Source organism: Calditrichota bacterium (assembly GCA_013112635.1).
Taxonomy (GTDB): Bacteria; Calditrichota; Calditrichia; order Calditrichales; family J004; genus JABFGF01.
In genome coordinates, this window is the sequence record JABFGF010000001.1 from 24115 (window position 1) to 41672 (window position 17558).

Below are 17558 nucleotides of genomic sequence, written 5' to 3' on the forward strand. Positions count from 1 at the left end.
GAGAAAATAATGGCTAATCCAAAAAGAAAAATATCGCGCTCTAAGAGAGATATGAGACGCGCGCACTGGGTTAACTCTCTATCTACAAGCAATGTAATTTCCTGTGATAACTGCGGTGAAAAAATGATTACTCACAGAGCATGTCCTTCATGTGGTCATTATCGCGGTAAAAGTGTTATCAATCCACAATCTGTTTAATTAGGATACTATATAGGTGCGGTTAGCATTAGATGCGCTTGGCGGTGACCATGGGCCACACATTACAGTAGAAGGGGCATATCATTTTTTGCATGATAACCCCGAGGATACTGTATTGCTGGTAGGTTGCCGGGATAAAATCAGGGAAGAATTAAAAAAGGTTCCTACCGAATATCATTCCAGAATGCCCATAGTTCATGCTCCGGAAAATATTACCATGTCAGAATCTCCAACTGACGCCGTTAAACGTAAAAAAAACTCTTCAATGGTTGTTGGGTTAAATTTGCAAAAAGACGGTGAGGTTGAAGGGTTTGTAAGTGCCGGAAGCACAGGGGCTCAAATGGCGGGTAGCTTGTTGATATTAGGGCGCCTTTCCGGTGTTAAAAGGCCGGCTATTGGCGTTTTTCTTCCTTCTGAGTCCGGAATGGTTTATTTGCTGGATGCAGGGGCTAATGTTGACTCTAAACCTGTTCATCTATTGCAATTTGCTATTATGGGCAATATTTTTGTCTCGCAAATTTTTGATAAAGAAACTTCAACTGTTGGTTTGTTAAGCAATGGTGAAGAATCGAGTAAAGGTTCTGAAAACACAATTGCCTCGCATAAACTTCTAAAAGAACATCTCCCTAATTTTTATGGAAATATTGAGGGAGGCGATATTTTTAAAGGTAAAACCGATATAATTGTTTGTGATGGTTTTATCGGAAATATCATGCTTAAAATGGTTGAAAGTGTGATGGGTGTGATTTTGCATCAAATACGCCGGAATATTGGAAAAAACCTTGTTAAAAACTTTGGCGCAATGCTGGTGAAGCCAGCTTTTAGTGCTTTAAAACAAAGTTTTAATTATGAAGAATATGGCGGAGTTCCTCTGCTAGGTGTAAATGGGATCTCAATTATTTGCCATGGAAAATCAAGCTCGATAGCCATAAAAAATGCTTTACGTGTTGCAAAAGAAATGAAAGAAAAAGAAGTAAATAGCCATATCCAAAAACAGCTAAAACTTGAGGAAGCAATAAATGCTAAAGCAAGCTAAAATTAGTGCAGTAGCGCATTATGTACCTGATAAGGTTCTTACAAATTTTGATCTTGAAAAAATGGTTGATACGAATGATGAATGGATCAGGACAAGAACAGGTATTAGCGAGAGGCATATTTGTGAAGAGGGCAAGGCTACATCGGACATGGCTGCCGAAGCTGTTAAAAAATTATGTGAGCAGCGCGGAATTCATCCTGAAGAAATTGATGTAATAATTGTTGGAACTGTTACACCAGATATGTTTTTTCCAAGTACTGGAAATTTAGTCCAGGAAAAAGTTGGGGCAAAAAATGCCTGGTCTTTTGATGTAGCAGCTGCATGTTCGGGATTTTTATTCGCCTTAGCGTCCGGCGCACAGTTTATCACTTCAGGGATGCATAAAAAAGTTGTGGTTGTTGGGAGCGATAAAATGAGCTCCATCGTTAATTATAAGGATCGAAATACTTGTGTTCTTTTTGGGGATGCAGCCGCAGCAGTATTGCTAGAGCCTGACGAAGAAGGTAATGGAATTATCGATTTTATGCTTCACACAGATGGATCTGGGGCAGATTATCTAAAAATGAAGGGCGGCGGAAGTTTATATCCTGCTACTTTAAGAACAGTAACAAGCGATTGGCATTTTTTATACCAGGATGGTAAACAAGTATTTAAATATGCTGTTCAACGAATGGCCGATGCTGCTGTGAAAATTATTGAGAAACATAACTATCATGGCGACGATCTTGCTTTAGTAGTTCCGCATCAGGCTAATTTGAGAATTATTGACGCAGTTGTAAAACGCCTCGGTGTAGACAGTGAAAAAGTTATGATAAATATTGCTAAGTATGGCAATACTACCGCAGCAACAATTCCACTTGCATTATCCGAAGCCTACCAGGAAGGACGCCTTGAAAAAGGTGACCTTGTTTTATTTGCCACTTTTGGCGGTGGGTTTACCTGGGGTAGTTCTCTATTGAAATGGTCAATGGATAAGCCAGGGAAGTAGAAAGCAAAGTATAAGAAGTAAGAGTTTCTGCTGACAACCAAGAGCAGAAATCCAACAAAAAAACTAAATCATCAGAAAATTAAAACCAGGTTTCATGAATAAAGCATTTATTTTTCCGGGACAAGCATCTCAATTTGTTGGAATGGCAGCAGATTTATATGAAAAATATGATCTTGCCAAAAAACATTTTGAACAAGCCAATGAAATAATGGAAATGGATTTAAAGTCAATCTGTTTTAACGGCCCGGAAGAGGAACTTAAGAAAACATTTTTAACTCAGCCTGCAATTTTTGTCCACAGTTGTATCTCTGCTGAATTATTAAAAGAAAAAGGTGTTAAACCTGTTGCTGTTGCAGGACACAGTTTGGGTGAATACAGCGCCTTGGTTGCGGCAGATGCACTGGATTTTGCAAGTGGCCTGGAATTAGTAAAAGAACGCAGCCGTTTAATGTTTGAGGCCGGACAAAAAAATCCCGGTACAATGGGAGCAATAATCGGTTTGTCAAATGAGCAGGTTAATGAGATTTGTGATGGTTTGAAAGATGTTGGTGTTGTACAACCGGCAAACTATAATTCGCCTGGTCAGATTGCAATTTCCGGCGATAAAGGTACTGTTTTGAAAGCCCTGGATGCTGCAAAGGAAATGGGATCACGTAAAGCTGTTGAACTGGTAGTTTCAGGAGCATTCCATTCACCATTGATGCTTGATGCACAAAATGGTTTAGCAGAAGCATTAAACAAATCTGAGATAAAAAATATAGAAATTCCACTTTACACAAATGTTACAGCAAAACCTGAAACAGATGGTGAAAAAATCAAACAACTTTTATTAAAACAATTAACCAGCCCGGTTTTATGGCAAGATATTGTTGGACAAATGGTTAAGGATGGAAATCAGAATTTTATTGAGGTTGGGCCTGGAAAAGTTTTAAAAGGCCTTTTAAAAAGAATAGACCGTGATTCTTCCTGCGATTTATGTGGTACCGTTGATCAGTTGGAAAGCATAGGAGCATAGATGGAATTTACAGATAAGGTGGTTGTTGTAACTGGTTCATCGCGCGGAATTGGTAAAGAGATCGCCCTTGGTTTTGCAAAAAGTGGTGCTACAGTTGTTATAAGTGGGCGAAATATTGAAAGCCTACAAGGCGTTGAAAAAGAAATTGGTGAGACCGGTGCAAAATCGCTTGCTGTGGCTGCGGATGTGGGAAAAGTTGAAGATGCTACTAACTTAATAAAACAAACACTGGAAACTTTTGGCAAGATTGATGTACTGGTTAATAATGCTGGTATAACCCGTGACAACCTTTTATTACGCCTTTCTGAGGATGACTGGGATAGTGTCCTCAATACGAATCTCAAAGGCGCCTTTAATTGCCTTAAAGCATGTACAAAACCAATGATGAAACAACGCGGCGGTGTAATAATAAATATTACCTCGGTTGTTGGTGTTATAGGAAATGCTGGGCAGGTGAATTATTCAGCATCCAAGGCTGGTATGATTGGGTTAACAAAAAGTTCGGCCAAAGAGCTGGCTTCCCGTAATATTAGGGTAAATGCAGTTGCCCCTGGTTTTATTGAAACAGACATGACAGAAAATTTACCAGAAAAAGCAAAAGAAGAATTGATTAATTCAATTCCCTTGTCCAAATTAGGCAGCGCTCAAGATGTGGCAGAGTTAGTTCTGTTCTTATCTTCTAACAAAGCGAAATATATTACAGGCCAGACTGTTAATGTTGATGGCGGAATGGTTATTTAAAATTTTTTAATATTCAATGAACAAGTAGGAGGGAGACTTATGTCAGTAGAGGCAGATATAAAAGAAATTATTATAGATCAACTAGGTGTGGATGAAGGTCAGGTAAAAAATGAAGCGTCTTTTATTGATGATTTAGGGGCAGACAGCTTGGATACAGTAGAGCTTGTAATGGCTTTTGAAGAAAAATTCGATATCGAAATTCCTGATGAAGATGCTGAAAAATTAAGAACAGTTGGCGATGCTGTTAGTTACCTTGGTGAAAAATTAGCATAATCCGGTTCTAATAATTCAGGTAGTATAAATTTGTTTACCGGTTTCCTGGAAACAGATTGAAAATAGAGCAATCCAAAGTATATGGATTGCTTCTGTTATTTAATAAAGGTTTTAGTTAAAAAAAGGTTTACAATGAGTAAAAAACGTGTTGTCATAACAGGTTTTGGCGCTATTACCCCGGTTGGTAATACTGTAAAAGAAACATGGAATTCCCTTCTTGAGGGAAAAAGCGGGACTGCTAAAATTACACGTTTTGATAGTAGCGAATTTAAAACCAATATTGCTGCAGAAGTCAAAAATTACGATCCTTTAAATTTCTTTGATAAGAAAGAATCCCGCAAACTGGACAGGTATACACAATTTGCGATAATATCTGCTGATGAAGCTTTATCAATGTCAAATATGGATTTGGAAAAAGAAGATCGCGATAGAATTGGCGTTATAATCGGTTCTGGGATTGGCGGTATGCGTTCATTTGAAGATGAACATTCAAAGCTGGTTCACGGTGGTCCTAGAAAAGTTAGTCCATTTTTTATTCCTTTGATGATTGCTGATATTGCAGCTGGTCACGTATCAATGAAGCATAACCTTAAAGGGCCAAATTACGCGACTGTATCAGCATGTGCCACATCCGGGCATAGTATCGGATTAGGGCTTAGAACAATTCAATATGGTGATGCAGATGTTATGGTTTGCGGTGGAGCTGAAGCTTCTGTTACGCCTATGGGTGTTGCAGGGTTTAATGCATCTAAAGCATTATCTACACGGAATGATGAGCCTGAAAAAGCAAGCCGCCCTTTTGATAAAGAACGGGATGGATTTGTTATTGGTGAAGGCGCTGGCACTGTCGTTTTGGAAGAGCTTGAACATGCCCGAAAACGCGGGGCAACTATTTATGCTGAACTTGTAGGTATGGGTTTTACAGCAGATGCATATCATATGACACAGCCTGCACCGGGAGGTGAAGGGGCTATAAGGGCTATGAAAATTGCGATTCAGGATGCCGGATTAAACATAAACGATATTGACTATTTAAATGCACACGGCACATCGACCTATTTTAATGATAAGCTTGAATCTGAAGCCATTCAAAGTTTGTTTGGTGACCATGCAATGAAACTTAGCATAAGTTCTACTAAATCAATGACAGGCCATTTATTGGGAGCGGCCGGGGCCATAGAGATGATTGTAGCCTCATTTGCGGTTTTGGAAAATAAAATCCCACCCACAATAAATTACACAGTTCCTGATCCTGAGTGCACTTTGAATTACACTCCGAATAAAATGATAGAAAAAGAAGTAAAGGTAGCAATCAGTAATTCGTTCGGTTTTGGTGGCCATAATACGTGTTTATGTGTTAAGAAATTTGATAATTAAGAAGATATTCTAATATTCGTTCTGCACAAATCAGTCAGTAGTTGAACATAATGATTCAAAAAATTACAGAGTGGTTTTCAAACACTGATCAGGAAGAAATAGATCAACCCATAGATATTGCTGGAATTACTAAATCAATTAAATATGAGTTTGAAAATCAAGATTTATTAATTCAGGCTGTTAGTCACCGTTCATTTTATGTAGATGCAGGGAAACAACTTGATTCTAATGAACGACTTGAGTTTTTAGGCGATGCAGTACTTGATTTAATAGTGACCGAGTTTTTGTATAAAAAATTTCAAAATGAAAATGAAGGGCTGTTATCTCAAAAAAAGGCCATTCTTGTTTCACGCAAAGCTTTGGGTAAAATTAGTGAAGAACATGGCTTTGGAAAATATTTAATCCTGAATAAAGGTGAAGAAAAAACAGGTGGAAGAAAACGCCTCTCAAATTTAGCTAATTTATTTGAAGCCATTTTAGGGGCTATTTACTTAGATGGAGGAATGGAACCATCTAAAAAGTTTGTCGAATCATTTTTGATCAGCCGTTATAAAGAACTGTTAAAAGAAAAAACATTTTTTAATTATAAATCTTTGCTTCTTGAATACGCCCAATCAAAAGGATGGGGAACACCAACCTATGCGGTGCTGGAAGAAAGTGGCCCCGATCATCAAAAAACATTCCTGATTAATGTGGTAGTAAATGAGAATTGGACAGCAAGTGGAAAAGGTCCAAATAAAAAAAGTGCAGAGCAAAAGGCTGCTAAAAATACTTTAATGCTTATCTCAGAAACCAATTCTGAAGTAAAAGATTTTTTAAAAAACTGACAAAGGAAAATAATTTGAAAATTATCAATGTTGTTGGCGCCAGGCCAAATTTTATGAAAATCGCTCCCATTCAAAGGCAGATGGATTTAGATCCGGATATAGAAACAGTTTTAGTGCATACAGGTCAACATTATGATGAAAAGATGTCAAAGTTATTTTTTGATGATTTGCAAATGCCAAAACCGAATATTTATTTAAATGTTGGTTCTGCAAGCCATGCGGTTCAAACTGCTAAAATTATGGTTGAGTTTGAAAAAATTTTGGAAAAGGAAAAACCTGATCTCGTTATTGTTGTTGGAGATGTAAACTCAACAGTGGCCTGCAGCATTGTAGCTCAAAAGATGCACATTAAGGTAGCTCATGTAGAAGCTGGTTTAAGATCATTTGATCGCCGAATGCCTGAAGAAATTAACCGTTTAATAACCGATGCAATTTCTGATATGCTTTTTGTAACTGAGCAAAGTGGAATAGACAATCTAAAAAATGAAGGTGTTGAAGATTCCAAAGTGCATTTTGTCGGTCATGTTATGATTGATTCACTGATCAATTTTAGCGAAACGGCAGCCAAGTCTTCTATTATGGATGATTTGAATGTTGAAAAGGATAAGTTTGGACTTATTACACTTCACCGGCCAAGCAATGTTGATAATTTAGAAGTTTTTACAAAACTGTTGGAAACCTTTGAAAGAATTGAAAAAGATTTAAAATTGGTTTTCCCGATTCATCCTCGGTCTCGTAAAATGATACAGAATTTTGGCCTTGAAGATAAGGTTAATAATATGCAAAATCTGGTTCTATTGGATCCGATGGGTTATCTTGACTTTATGAAATTATTACACAATGCAAAACTGGTATTAACAGACTCCGGTGGTATTCAGGAAGAAACAACGTATTTACAAATTCCTTGCATCACAATGCGCGAAAATACTGAGCGTCCGATAACGGTTGATGTGGGTACAAATGTCTTGGTTGGAACAGATACAGACCTGATCTTAAGTGAAGTGCAAAGTATTTTAAAAGGAGATTCCCGTAAAGGAAGCATACCAGATTTGTGGGATGGCAATTCCGCCAAAAGGATAGTTGAAATCATTAAGAAAGAATTAGCATGAAAAGTATTTTAATCTCTATTATATTATTGGTTAGTTGTTTAAGTGGTCAAGATGAAATACCTCTATTAAACCTTCAGAATCAAAAATATAATACTTCTCTTGAAAAATTATATCAAAATAGATCAGTGATTAGCCATTCCGTGGCTCAGGTTTTAGAATCGGAGTTGGATGCTGATCAATATATTATTGGACCTGGCGATCATTTTAAGGTTTCAATATTTGGTGAACTTGAAGAGTCATTTGATTTCAAAGTATTGCCGGAAGGGAAGGTATTAATACCAACAGTAGGTGAAATTGATTTAAATGATATTTTATTAAGAGATGCAAAGCGTCGGATAAAGGATGCGGTTTCAACTAATTATATCAATGCAACCGTTTCAGTTAACTTGACAGGTTTAAGAAAATTCAGGGTTTATTATACTGGTGAAGTGAAAGCGCCTGGAACTTATTTTGCTCAAGGTTCAGATCGACTTTCTGATATTATAGAAATATCACTAGTTCAAGCAACTATGCCAAATGAAGTAACAAGTAGCTTAAGTGATTGGGCAGATGATACGCGTATCCAAATTACTCATGCTGACAAAAGCATTGACATGTATGATTTATCACAGTTTTATAGATTAGGCGATAAGTCACAAAATCCTTATTTACAAGGTGGTGATATAATATATGTCCCATCAATTGACTTAAATAAAGCATATGTCATTATTGAGGGTAATGTTGGGTTCCAGGGTGTACATACTTTGAAAAAAAATGAAACACTTTTTAATTTTTTAACACGTGTTTCTGCATTAAGTAAAAAATCAAATCTTCAAAGTATCATTGTTGAACGCAATTCCCAAAATGAGGTTATTGATATTTTAAATGATCAAGAAAGCTATAGAGGGTATACATTACAGAATAAAGACAAAATAATTATTCCTACTATTCATGACCGTGTATATGTAAGGGGTGAAGTTTTTAATCCGGGATCACAGCCATACTTGGCACACTATACTGCAAAAGACTATGTAGGTCGTGCGGGCGCATTAGATTCCGCAGTTGATATAGAAGATGTACTCATAATGCGTCAATCAACTAGCGTAGTTCTACAGGGAGCGGATGTAATTATTGAGAAGGGTGATACAATTGTTTTACCAAAGCGTGCTCGGGAGTTATTCAAAGATTATATGCAAATCTTAACACCAATAATTAGCATTGGACTAAGTGCTTATGCTATTATCCAAGCGAGTAAAAAATAAAATAAGTAAATCCTAAAGAAAATAGAACAAAAATGAATATTATTGATTATTTGATAGTTATTGCAAAATACAAATCTGTACTAATTAAAAATGTTTTAATTTGGACATTTATTGGCTTAGTTATCTCTTTTGTTATTACAAAAGAATTTAAATCAACAGCAGAGATAATACCGGTTTCGAGTGAGGGAGGTGGAATATCTTCATTACTTGCAGGTTATAGTCTCAATGTTTTAGGAAAAGATATTATAATACCTGAAGCATATCGAGCAATTCTAGGAAGTCAAAGTTTGAAAGATTCACTTATAAAAACGTTTCAATTGGAAGATATATATGATGAAGAGTATAAAGAGTTTCTATACAAAAAGATAGATGAAAAAATTGAAATTGAGATAGATAAAGAATCTGGATTAGGTTACGTACCTATTGTAGCAATAAGAATCCATGTTTTGGATGAACTACCTGAAAGAGCACAAAATATGGCTAACTATTGTCTTCGATTTTTGGAGAAACGAGTAGAATTTTTAAATAAATCATTTTTAGAACAAAAATTCCTATATATTGAAAAACGGTATATACAAAGTATTAATGATATCCAAATAGCTGAAAACAATTTGGAAAGTTTTCAAAAAAGGTTCGGTATTTTGGAATTATCTGAACAAGTTAAAGCAATTGTTACAATTGTTGCGGAATTAGAAGCAAGACGTGAGTTATTAAAAATTGAGAAGAATGTACTTTTTAATCAAACTGGGGCAAAAAGTCCGCTCTACAAAAAACTTAATTCAGAGATAAATGCGATTAATATAGAAGTTAAGGAACTATATTCAAGTAATGGTTCTAATAAAGTAAATAGTATTTTAAAACCTCTTAATGATATTCCAGGTTTGGCTAAACGATATTTAAATCTCTATAGGGAAATCGAAATACAAAATAAAATATTTGAGATGGTGGCAATCCAATATGAGCAGTCTAAAATGCAGGTTGATAAGGATATTCCCTCAATTTTGATTCTCAATGAGGCTCAATTACCCACTTACAAGGAAAGACCTAAAAAGTCTTTGATAGTCCTTGCTTTTTTTCTTTTAAGCTTGGTTGTTTCGCTTACATATATAGTTCTTATTGATTTTTATTACAAAAATAAATCAAACAAAACAGATAATTACTACAAATTAGTTGAATTGAGGTCCAATTTAAAAAGAAAAAAAAATAAGTAATAATGTTGAAACTATTAAGATTTAGATATTCTGTTTTTGTTTGGTCCAATTTTGGCATTTTGGGCATATTTACTATTGTTGGCTTACAAATGGGATTTGACATTTCGTTAGTTATTATACTTGGAATGGCCGGATTTGTAGCATTTGTGGCATTTTTTGTATCGAAACCTGAAATTGTTTTGCTAATTTCACTTATTTCAATAAGTGTTGGTCCCTTTGGAAGCCTGTTTTACGCCGCGGCTTTTCCATTAACTGTTTTCCAAGTTTTCCTTTTAGTCAGCATTCTTTTTTATTTATTAAAAAAACTATTAACTAACGATTTATCCTTTTCAATTGAACCAAATATTATTTATATTTTCCTTTTTTTACTTCTTTTATTGATATACACATTATTTTCCCTTGATAAAGAGCGAGCGTTCTTTTTTCTTATGTCTTTAACAATTTTGGCATTTATGACATATTTAGTTAAGGACCTTTTATTGGAAAGTAAATATTATAGGTATTTTTTTAATATAACCATTTTTATTGTTGCATGCCTTTCAGTCTATTCAATTATTCAATTTATTAAAGATCCATCATCCCTTTTACTTAACGCATTAAATACTGAGTCAAAAGTTTTTGGTAGATCAGTTTCTGTATGGACTGATCCGAATGATTTTGCTATGATTTTAGTGTTGCCTTTATTATTCATTATTGCTCGTGTTTTGATTTTTAACAAAAACCAGAATAATTGGATTTTAAGTTTATATGTATTTTTGTTTGTTTTACTTTTTAGTACAATACTAACTACCTATTCTCGCAGTGGTTGGTTATCCTTTTTTCTAGGGTCAATTTTTTTATTTATTTTAACTAAAAATCTTAAAAAATTGGGTTTGTTATTTTTCATTTCAATTATCTTAATTTCAATTTTGTCACTTAATGAGGTATTTTATCAAGCTATAATAAATAGAGTTTTATCAATAACTAATGTTTCATTTAATGTTTCTAATACTTCTAGAATATTTCTGGCAAAAGCCGGTTGGGAAATGTTTACCGATTCTAACTTCTTAGGTTATGGATATTTCTCGTTTCCAGTTTTAGCCCATAAGTATTTTAATCCAGTCTTGTCTTTAGGTGTCATTGAATCTCATAATATTACTTTGACAGTTTTAGCTGAACTGGGAATTTTTGGATTTTTTACCTTTTATAGTATGATTTTTTCCTTTTTTAAATTTGGATGGCGATTAACACAAACTGGAGTTGATTCAGAAGTAAAACTATACTCAGCTGTTCTCACCTCATATTTATTTTCTTTACTTGTTTATTACCAGTTTTATGCTGGTTGTTTTCATAATAATTATATGTGGTTTATCTTTGGCGCTTTAATGGCTTTAAAAAAAATAGATAGACCAGAAAATTCAAGAATCAATTGAAAAAACAGACTGCTATTTTTTCTTTCGCCTTTATTAATCTTTTCCGAAATGTGATCGGTGTGGTACGATCAAAATATGTTGCTATATTTATTGGCATTTCTGAAGTGGGTGTTTTAGGATTAATAATAGGTTTTTTTAATTTTCAAAACCGGATCATTTCTCCTGGTTTAAGAATAGCACTTATTACACTTTTAAAGGATAAAAGTAAAGAAGAACAAACAGGTATTATTGTAGCAAATATCTTTTTGTTATTATTAGCAAACCTTTTTTTTATTTCTTTTTCTTTTATTTTTATTAACGAATTAAATGCACTTTTATTTAAAGATGAAAATTATAAAACACTTTTAAAAGTTTTGGTATTTTTGAGTCCAGTTTTTTCACTTAAGGAGTTAGTTGAATCAATTTTACAAGCAAAACAACAATTTAAAATAATATCAACAGCACAATTTTTTTCACAACTAATAGCAATTGTTTCGGTAATCCCTTTAATTTATTTATATGGTCTAATTGGAGTCATATATAATCTAGCATTATGGTTTTCACTAAATTTAAGTTTGCTTATAATATTATCCATCCCATTTTTTCACTATTTGAAATTTCAATTTAAACACTTCTTTAGCACACAACTATTCTCTTTAAAGTTCGCAGGGATAAATTTCACACGGCAATTTGTACTTTTCACAGCATACATGATTCTACCAATTCTAATTGTGCAAACTTTATCTTTGCATGAGACGGGATATTTTTTTGCAGTTTGGAGTATATCAAATTATATAAATATTCTTATTCAGGCATTATTATTTGTTTTTTTACCAACGCTAAGAGAAATCAATGATAATACAAAGTTTTATAATGAATTAAACAATAATTTTGAGATACTTATCTATTTGGTTTTTCCAGTTATATTAGTAATAATGGCTTTTCCGAATATTGTATTATTTACTTTATTTTCAGAAGAATTTACTAAAGTCTCTGATCTTCTGGTTGTTTTACTTCTCGCAAAAGCTGTTGAAGCATATTTTTCCTATTATTTGATGGTTTTCGTAAGTATTGCAAAAACAAAAATCTATTTTGGTCTAGATATTCTAAGAAGTACTCTATTTGTTGGGCTCTCATGGTGGTTTTTATTGAATTATGGGTTAGTGGGAATAATCTGGGGAATCTGCATTACATACATAATTAGTGCATTAATTATTGAAATAGCATTATTCAGAAAGGAGAAGCTGAGGTTGAATAAAACCAATCTAAAGCTGTTGATTAAAATTTCTGTTGTTCTTATTAGTATGGTTATTTTTCCAGAACCCTCACTTTCACATTATCTTTTAAGAATAATGTTGATTTTTCTAACTATATTTTTTGTTCTTGATATCTCAAAGTATTATAAATATTTACATTTGATTATTAAGAAGAAGCATTTTTAATATAATTTTTTCTAAAGACAATTATTAAACCTCTTTATACCAACTACTTAGATCTCGACTAATAACCTTTTCAAGTTTTTTAATTTTTGGTTTAAACTCAATCGTCAATTTTCGTCTCAAATCATCCTTAATTGGATTTCTCTTTACATATTTTGTATTTGCCTTTCGGAGTTCTTGTTTTATTATCGATCTAATATTATAAGGCAATATAGTTTTCAAAAGAAGCACTGCTTTTGGAGGATGTTTTAAAATGTTTTGGAGTGATTTTAGCCGTGATTTTTTATTTGGGTTAACTATTGAAAACTCAGTGGTAAAAGAATAATCGATTTTTAAGAATTGAAGAATTTTTTTGAATTCAGATGGTGTTTCTTTAATAAAATCGTCAAAAATGATTATGTGTACATTTTCTTGACTAAATATATCAAGATATCTTTCAACCTGTGGTGCAAAATCTGCCAATTTCCTATAAAAGAGATAGTCAATAATGAATGTATTTTTTGGAATATTGATGCCAGATTGCCTCTCTTTTTCCATTTCCAAAGCTTGTTCAAAATCAATAATATCCTCATCAGCATTAAAAATTAACTGGCTGTGATGAGAGAACATCATATCTACTGGATTTCTTAACATAATAATTATTTTAGACATTGGATTATAGTTAAATATTTCTTGTGCGGCAGTTTTTGAATAGAGGTTTAATATTGATGCGTCGCCCAATCTTTTTTCACACTTGGCTTTTTCATAAAAAGTGAAATAGTTTTTTTCTTCAATTTTTCTATTTCTTTTTTTTCCAAATTTTAAATCCTGCCCAAAATAATTAATTTCCTTTTGCCCAAATGGGAAATACACGTCGGGGTGCGGTTTAAGATATTCTACAAGCGCTGTTGTCCCACATTTTGGTGCTCCAACAATAAAAAAGTTAGATTTTTTCATTTTTTTACCTATTTAAAATTATTGAATGTATTATACTTATACTTTAAATTTAAAACTTTTCAAAATTAAAATCATTTAAAATGAAACAATATTTTTTAATAATTTCTTACGAATTTCCCCCTTTTTTAGGCGGTGCAGGAACTTATTCTAGAGAATTATCGGTCGGTCTAACTTCTTTAGGACATGAAGTAACTGTCTTAACGTCATTACATAACGATGAGAAAGAGGCATTTGGAATTGACGAGACTCTTAAAAGTACTCATAAAATAAACATACTTCGTTTTAAAAGCATCTGGAAGTTATTTTATTTTCAATTATTCTATCATCTGATTAAGAATTTTGGAAAAGATTATTTTGATAAATTTGATTCTATAATTTTGGCTGATCATCGCGCCACAAAATTTGGTATGCTTTTTTTTAAAAAAGCTTTAGTTAAATCAGTCAATGTTTTTCATGGTGGGGAAATTGATAGTTTTTATCTGACACCTAACAGATATCTAAAATTATTTGGAATTCCTGGAAAATATGAGAATATGTTATTCCATTGCAAAGCAAATATTGCAGTTAGTGCTGATCTGAAAAATAAAATTGTTACGGTACTTCCTTCATTGAACCATAAAATAGATGTAGTACTTCATGGAATAGATACAGATTTATTCCAACCAACTACCAAAAATAAAAAAATATCTACTCTTCAAAAATATAATTTGGAAAAACGACAACTAATTATTCTTTCTGCATCTCGTCTTGTTAAGGAAAAAGGACAGGACAACTTGATTAAAGCATTTTCACTTATAAAGGATGAGATACCTAATACTAAACTAATCATTGCAGGAGATGGAAATTATATAAACGCTTTAAAACAGCAAACGGCCGATTTACAAATTCAGAATAGTGTTTTATTTACTGGGAATTTAGCAAGAGAAGAGCTTGCTAGTTTAATGGGTATATCTGACATATTCGCTATGATTTCTCGAAGAAAGGAAGAAGCATTCGGTCTTGTTTTTATTGAGGCGAATGCTTGTAAAGTTCCAGTTCTTGCTGGAGCAGTAGCTGGAGTTGTTGAGGCCGTTGAGGATAATGTTTCTGGTCTTTTGACAGATCCAAATAATATATTGGAAGTTTCTGATAAACTAAAAAAGCTAATTTTAGAAGATTCCTTCCGTAAAAAACTTTCAGAATCAGCATATAAGAGATTTAAACAAGGTTTTACTAACTTGGTTATGGCTAAGAATACTATAAATCTCATCAATGGAAAAGGTTAGATGGTAAGATTGTTATTTATTGGGACATTTCCTCCACCCGAAGGGGGAATAACTTTGTTAGCAAAACTACTTTTGAATAAGCTGCAAAAATCGGAGAAACTAGAAGTTGATGTAATAAATATAACTCTATTATATAAAGGTTTTAAGTTTTTTTTTAATTCAGTTTCTGTTCTTGTAAAACTTTTTTATAAGATTAGAATGAACGATTTAGTCACTTTTCAAACTTCTGCAAATACTTTTAAAATTCTTGGACCAATTGTTTATTTTATTTCTAAACTTTACAAAAAGCCGTTAATTGTCAGGCGATTTGCAGGTAATGGTATTGAGCTTTACAAATCGTATTCTCGCATTACTAAATATGTTATAAACAAAACAGTATTTCGGGCCGATCTGACATATTATGAAACATCATATCAAGTCGATTATTTTTCAAAGTTTTCAATGCAAAATGTGAAAAATATGCCAAATCATAGAGACTTAATCGATTCACCAATGCTCCATAGGAACAGGGCTTCTAACTTTGTTTTTATTGGCTATGTCTGTCCGGAGAAAGGCATAAATGAGATTATTAAGTCTTTTTGCCGCATGAGAAAGAATATTAATATTGACATTTATGGTAGTGATGGAATGGATATTAAGTTTAAAATTAATAACTTTGAAAATATAAAATACATGGGTGAATTTAAAAATCAAAATATATATAAAATCTTATCAAAATATGATGCTTTAATTTTGCCTAGTTATTGGAAAGGAGAAGGACATCCTGGAGTAGTTGTTGAAAGTCTTATAACAGGATTGCCTGTAATTGCTACAAATCTAAAGGGTATTAGTGAAATTGTTGAACACAATAAAACGGGGTTATTAATTTCTCCAAAAGCTGACGAGGAATTATATGAAGCAGTCACTAAATTGAATGAAAATTCTGAATTTTACTTAAAACTAAAAACAAATATTGCAAAAACAACAAAAAAACTTGATGCACAATATTGGTATGAAGAGTTTGAAAAAGATATACTTAGTTTACTTTAGCTATCTTCATTAACAACTCTCAGCAGTCAAGAATCCTCTTGATAATATTTCTTTTAACTAAATTTTATGCTATTTAACTCTATCACTTTTTTTATATTTTTTTCAATTTTCCTGATTTTATATTGGGGATTTGCCAAAAAAAACTTAAAGCTGCAGAATTTCATGATTCTGATTGCCAGTTACGTTTTTTATGGTTGGTGGGATTGGCGTTTTTTATCTTTGATTATTTTGAGTTCAATTATTGATTATGCAGCAGGAATAAAAATACATAACTCTTTTGATCAATCTGGGAAGCGTCGATACCTTTTTATTAGTCTCCTTGTAAATTTAGGAGCCCTAGGCTTATTTAAATATTTTAATTTTTTTATTGAGTCTTGGAATGAATCGTGGCAAATGTTTGGTATTCAAATGTCTTTACCTGTCATGCAGATAATCCTACCTGTTGGTATAAGTTTTTATACATTTCAAACACTCAGTTATACAATTGATATTTACCGTAAAAAATTACAACCAACCAAAAATATAATTGCCTTTTTTGCTTTTGTTAGTTTCTTTCCTCAGCTAGTTGCAGGGCCTATTGAAAGGGCATCGCATCTTCTACCTCAGTTCTTTAAAAAACGAATGATTAACAAGGATGTTTTAAAAAAAGGGTTGAAAAGAATTCTATGGGGATTGTTTAAAAAAGTAGTTGTTGCCGATAATATGGCTTTATTCGTTGATCCTGTTTTTAATAATCCAGGTTATTATTCAGGGTTGACCACCTTATTGGCTGTTTTCTTTTTTGCCATTCAGATTTATTGTGATTTTAGCGGGTATTCTGATATTGCAATCGGTTCCTCACGAATATTAGGATTTCGATTAATGATTAATTTTAATATCCCTTATTTTTCAGCTTCAATAAAAGAATTTTGGAGCAAATGGCATATCTCACTTTCAACCTGGTTTCGGGATTATGTTTACATCCCCTTAGGAGGAAGCAAAGTGTCGATAGGAGTTTGGCAGAGAAATTTAATTATTACTTTTATTGTGTCAGGATTTTGGCATGGGGCGAATTGGACTTTTTTAATCTGGGGCGGAATTCATGGCCTATTTAATTCAATAGAAGCGTTATTTGGAAAAATAAATCTTTTCAAGAAATTAAACTTTGGGTTTATAGCTTATATTTACACATTTTTAGTAGTATGTTTTGGATGGGTGTTTTTTAGGGCCAACTCTTTTAATGATGCAATTGTTGTCATAAATAATATATTACAGTGTGATTTGTATATGGATAGGGTTATTAATCCATACAGTTTTACTGTAATAGTTATTTCATTTGTTATATTGTTTGTTTTTGAAATCGTAACAAAAAATGATTATATGATGAACGTTTATAAAAATCACAGATGGCTTAGATGGATGAGCTACTATATAATGATAATTAGTATTATTTTGTTTGGGCAGGTATCAAGTTCCGAATTTATATATTTTCAATTTTAATTA

Annotated in this window: 17 protein-coding genes; 16 read left to right on the forward strand and 1 reads right to left on the reverse strand. The window is 32.8% G+C overall.

Going from position 1 to position 17558, the window contains the following annotated elements; translation table 11 throughout:
* The first annotated feature begins 9 nt into the window (after positions 1-9).
* The 13 genes from rpmF to HND50_00170 all read left to right on the forward strand — a co-directional run bounded on the left by rpmF (position 10) and on the right by HND50_00170 (position 12849).
* Positions 10-198, forward strand: a complete 189-nt coding sequence (gene rpmF, locus HND50_00110) for a 50S ribosomal protein L32 (GenBank protein ID NOG43606.1) — start codon at positions 10-12, stop codon at positions 196-198.
* Between the two features lie 16 nt (positions 199-214).
* Positions 215-1234, forward strand: coding sequence for a phosphate acyltransferase PlsX (gene plsX, locus HND50_00115; GenBank protein ID NOG43607.1), 1020 nt, complete (start codon positions 215-217; stop codon positions 1232-1234).
* Positions 1218-2222, forward strand: coding sequence for a ketoacyl-ACP synthase III (locus HND50_00120; protein NOG43608.1), 1005 nt, complete (start codon positions 1218-1220; stop codon positions 2220-2222). The genes plsX and HND50_00120 overlap by 17 nt, the downstream gene beginning before the upstream one ends.
* A 94-nt stretch (positions 2223-2316) precedes the next feature.
* Positions 2317-3237: an ACP S-malonyltransferase gene (gene fabD / locus HND50_00125; protein NOG43609.1), complete on the forward strand. Its 921-nt coding sequence runs from the start codon at positions 2317-2319 to the stop codon at positions 3235-3237.
* Entirely contained in the window at positions 3238-3978 is a 741-nt protein-coding gene (fabG, locus tag HND50_00130; GenBank protein ID NOG43610.1) for a 3-oxoacyl-[acyl-carrier-protein] reductase, read from the forward strand.
* Between the two features lie 39 nt (positions 3979-4017).
* Entirely contained in the window at positions 4018-4251 is a 234-nt protein-coding gene (locus HND50_00135; protein ID NOG43611.1) for an acyl carrier protein, read from the forward strand.
* 132 nt (positions 4252-4383) lie between these two features.
* Positions 4384-5628 carry a beta-ketoacyl-ACP synthase II gene (fabF, locus tag HND50_00140; GenBank protein NOG43612.1) on the forward strand — a complete coding sequence of 415 codons (1245 nt, stop codon included), beginning with the start codon at positions 4384-4386 and terminating at the stop codon, positions 5626-5628.
* Between the two features lie 50 nt (positions 5629-5678).
* The gene (gene rnc / locus HND50_00145; GenBank protein ID NOG43613.1) at positions 5679-6455 is read left to right on the forward strand and encodes a ribonuclease III; all 777 of its coding nucleotides are present in this window, start codon (positions 5679-5681) and stop codon (positions 6453-6455) included.
* A 14-nt stretch (positions 6456-6469) separates the two neighbouring features.
* Entirely contained in the window at positions 6470-7564 is a 1095-nt protein-coding gene (wecB, locus tag HND50_00150) for a UDP-N-acetylglucosamine 2-epimerase (non-hydrolyzing) (GenBank protein NOG43614.1), read from the forward strand.
* Entirely contained in the window at positions 7561-8805 is a 1245-nt protein-coding gene (locus HND50_00155) for a hypothetical protein (protein ID NOG43615.1), read from the forward strand. The genes wecB and HND50_00155 overlap by 4 nt, the downstream gene beginning before the upstream one ends.
* Positions 8806-8837: 32 nt before the next feature.
* Positions 8838-10016, forward strand: a complete 1179-nt coding sequence (locus HND50_00160) for a hypothetical protein (protein NOG43616.1) — start codon at positions 8838-8840, stop codon at positions 10014-10016.
* A gap of 89 nt (positions 10017-10105) precedes the next feature.
* A complete protein-coding gene (locus tag HND50_00165) occupies positions 10106-11428 on the forward strand; it encodes an O-antigen ligase family protein (GenBank protein NOG43617.1) in 1323 nt (440 codons plus the stop codon).
* Positions 11425-12849, forward strand: a complete 1425-nt coding sequence (locus HND50_00170; GenBank protein ID NOG43618.1) for an oligosaccharide flippase family protein — start codon at positions 11425-11427, stop codon at positions 12847-12849. Before HND50_00165 ends, HND50_00170 begins: the two co-directional genes overlap by 4 nt.
* Before the next feature lie 24 nt (positions 12850-12873).
* Here HND50_00170 and HND50_00175 read toward each other — a convergent pair whose 3' ends face one another.
* The gene (locus tag HND50_00175; GenBank protein NOG43619.1) at positions 12874-13782 is read right to left on the reverse strand and encodes a hypothetical protein; all 909 of its coding nucleotides are present in this window, start codon (positions 13780-13782) and stop codon (positions 12874-12876) included.
* A gap of 80 nt (positions 13783-13862) precedes the next feature.
* Between HND50_00175 and HND50_00180 the strand changes: the two genes are divergently transcribed.
* The 3 genes from HND50_00180 (at position 13863) to HND50_00190 (ending at position 17555) form a co-directional block, all read left to right on the forward strand.
* Positions 13863-15047, forward strand: coding sequence for a glycosyltransferase family 4 protein (locus HND50_00180; protein NOG43620.1), 1185 nt, complete (start codon positions 13863-13865; stop codon positions 15045-15047).
* Positions 15048-16076: a glycosyltransferase gene (locus HND50_00185; protein NOG43621.1), complete on the forward strand. Its 1029-nt coding sequence runs from the start codon at positions 15048-15050 to the stop codon at positions 16074-16076.
* Positions 16077-16142: 66 nt separating this feature from the next.
* Positions 16143-17555 (forward strand): MBOAT family protein, encoded by a 1413-nt coding sequence (locus HND50_00190; GenBank protein ID NOG43622.1) that lies wholly within the window; start codon positions 16143-16145, stop codon positions 17553-17555.
* Positions 17556-17558: the final 3 nt, after the last annotated feature.

What these genes read in the sequence shown, in the direction of transcription:
- fabF (NOG43612.1), top strand. Translation starts at nt 4,384, where the DNA reads ATGAGTAAAAAACGTGTTGTCATAACAGGTTTTGGCGCTATTACCCCG.
- rpmF (NOG43606.1), top strand. Translation starts at nt 10, where the DNA reads ATGGCTAATCCAAAAAGAAAAATATCGCGCTCTAAGAGAGATATGAGA.
- HND50_00160 (NOG43616.1), top strand. Translation starts at nt 8,838, where the DNA reads ATGAATATTATTGATTATTTGATAGTTATTGCAAAATACAAATCTGTA.
- HND50_00175 (NOG43619.1), bottom strand. Translation starts at nt 13,782, where the DNA reads ATGAAAAAATCTAACTTTTTTATTGTTGGAGCACCAAAATGTGGGACA.
- fabD (NOG43609.1), top strand. Translation starts at nt 2,317, where the DNA reads ATGAATAAAGCATTTATTTTTCCGGGACAAGCATCTCAATTTGTTGGA.
- HND50_00135 (NOG43611.1), top strand. Translation starts at nt 4,018, where the DNA reads ATGTCAGTAGAGGCAGATATAAAAGAAATTATTATAGATCAACTAGGT.
- HND50_00180 (NOG43620.1), top strand. Translation starts at nt 13,863, where the DNA reads ATGAAACAATATTTTTTAATAATTTCTTACGAATTTCCCCCTTTTTTA.
- HND50_00165 (NOG43617.1), top strand. Translation starts at nt 10,106, where the DNA reads ATGGGATTTGACATTTCGTTAGTTATTATACTTGGAATGGCCGGATTT.
- HND50_00185 (NOG43621.1), top strand. Translation starts at nt 15,048, where the DNA reads ATGGTAAGATTGTTATTTATTGGGACATTTCCTCCACCCGAAGGGGGA.
- HND50_00155 (NOG43615.1), top strand. Translation starts at nt 7,561, where the DNA reads ATGAAAAGTATTTTAATCTCTATTATATTATTGGTTAGTTGTTTAAGT.
- HND50_00120 (NOG43608.1), top strand. Translation starts at nt 1,218, where the DNA reads ATGCTAAAGCAAGCTAAAATTAGTGCAGTAGCGCATTATGTACCTGAT.
- rnc (NOG43613.1), top strand. Translation starts at nt 5,679, where the DNA reads ATGATTCAAAAAATTACAGAGTGGTTTTCAAACACTGATCAGGAAGAA.
- fabG (NOG43610.1), top strand. Translation starts at nt 3,238, where the DNA reads ATGGAATTTACAGATAAGGTGGTTGTTGTAACTGGTTCATCGCGCGGA.
- HND50_00190 (NOG43622.1), top strand. Translation starts at nt 16,143, where the DNA reads ATGCTATTTAACTCTATCACTTTTTTTATATTTTTTTCAATTTTCCTG.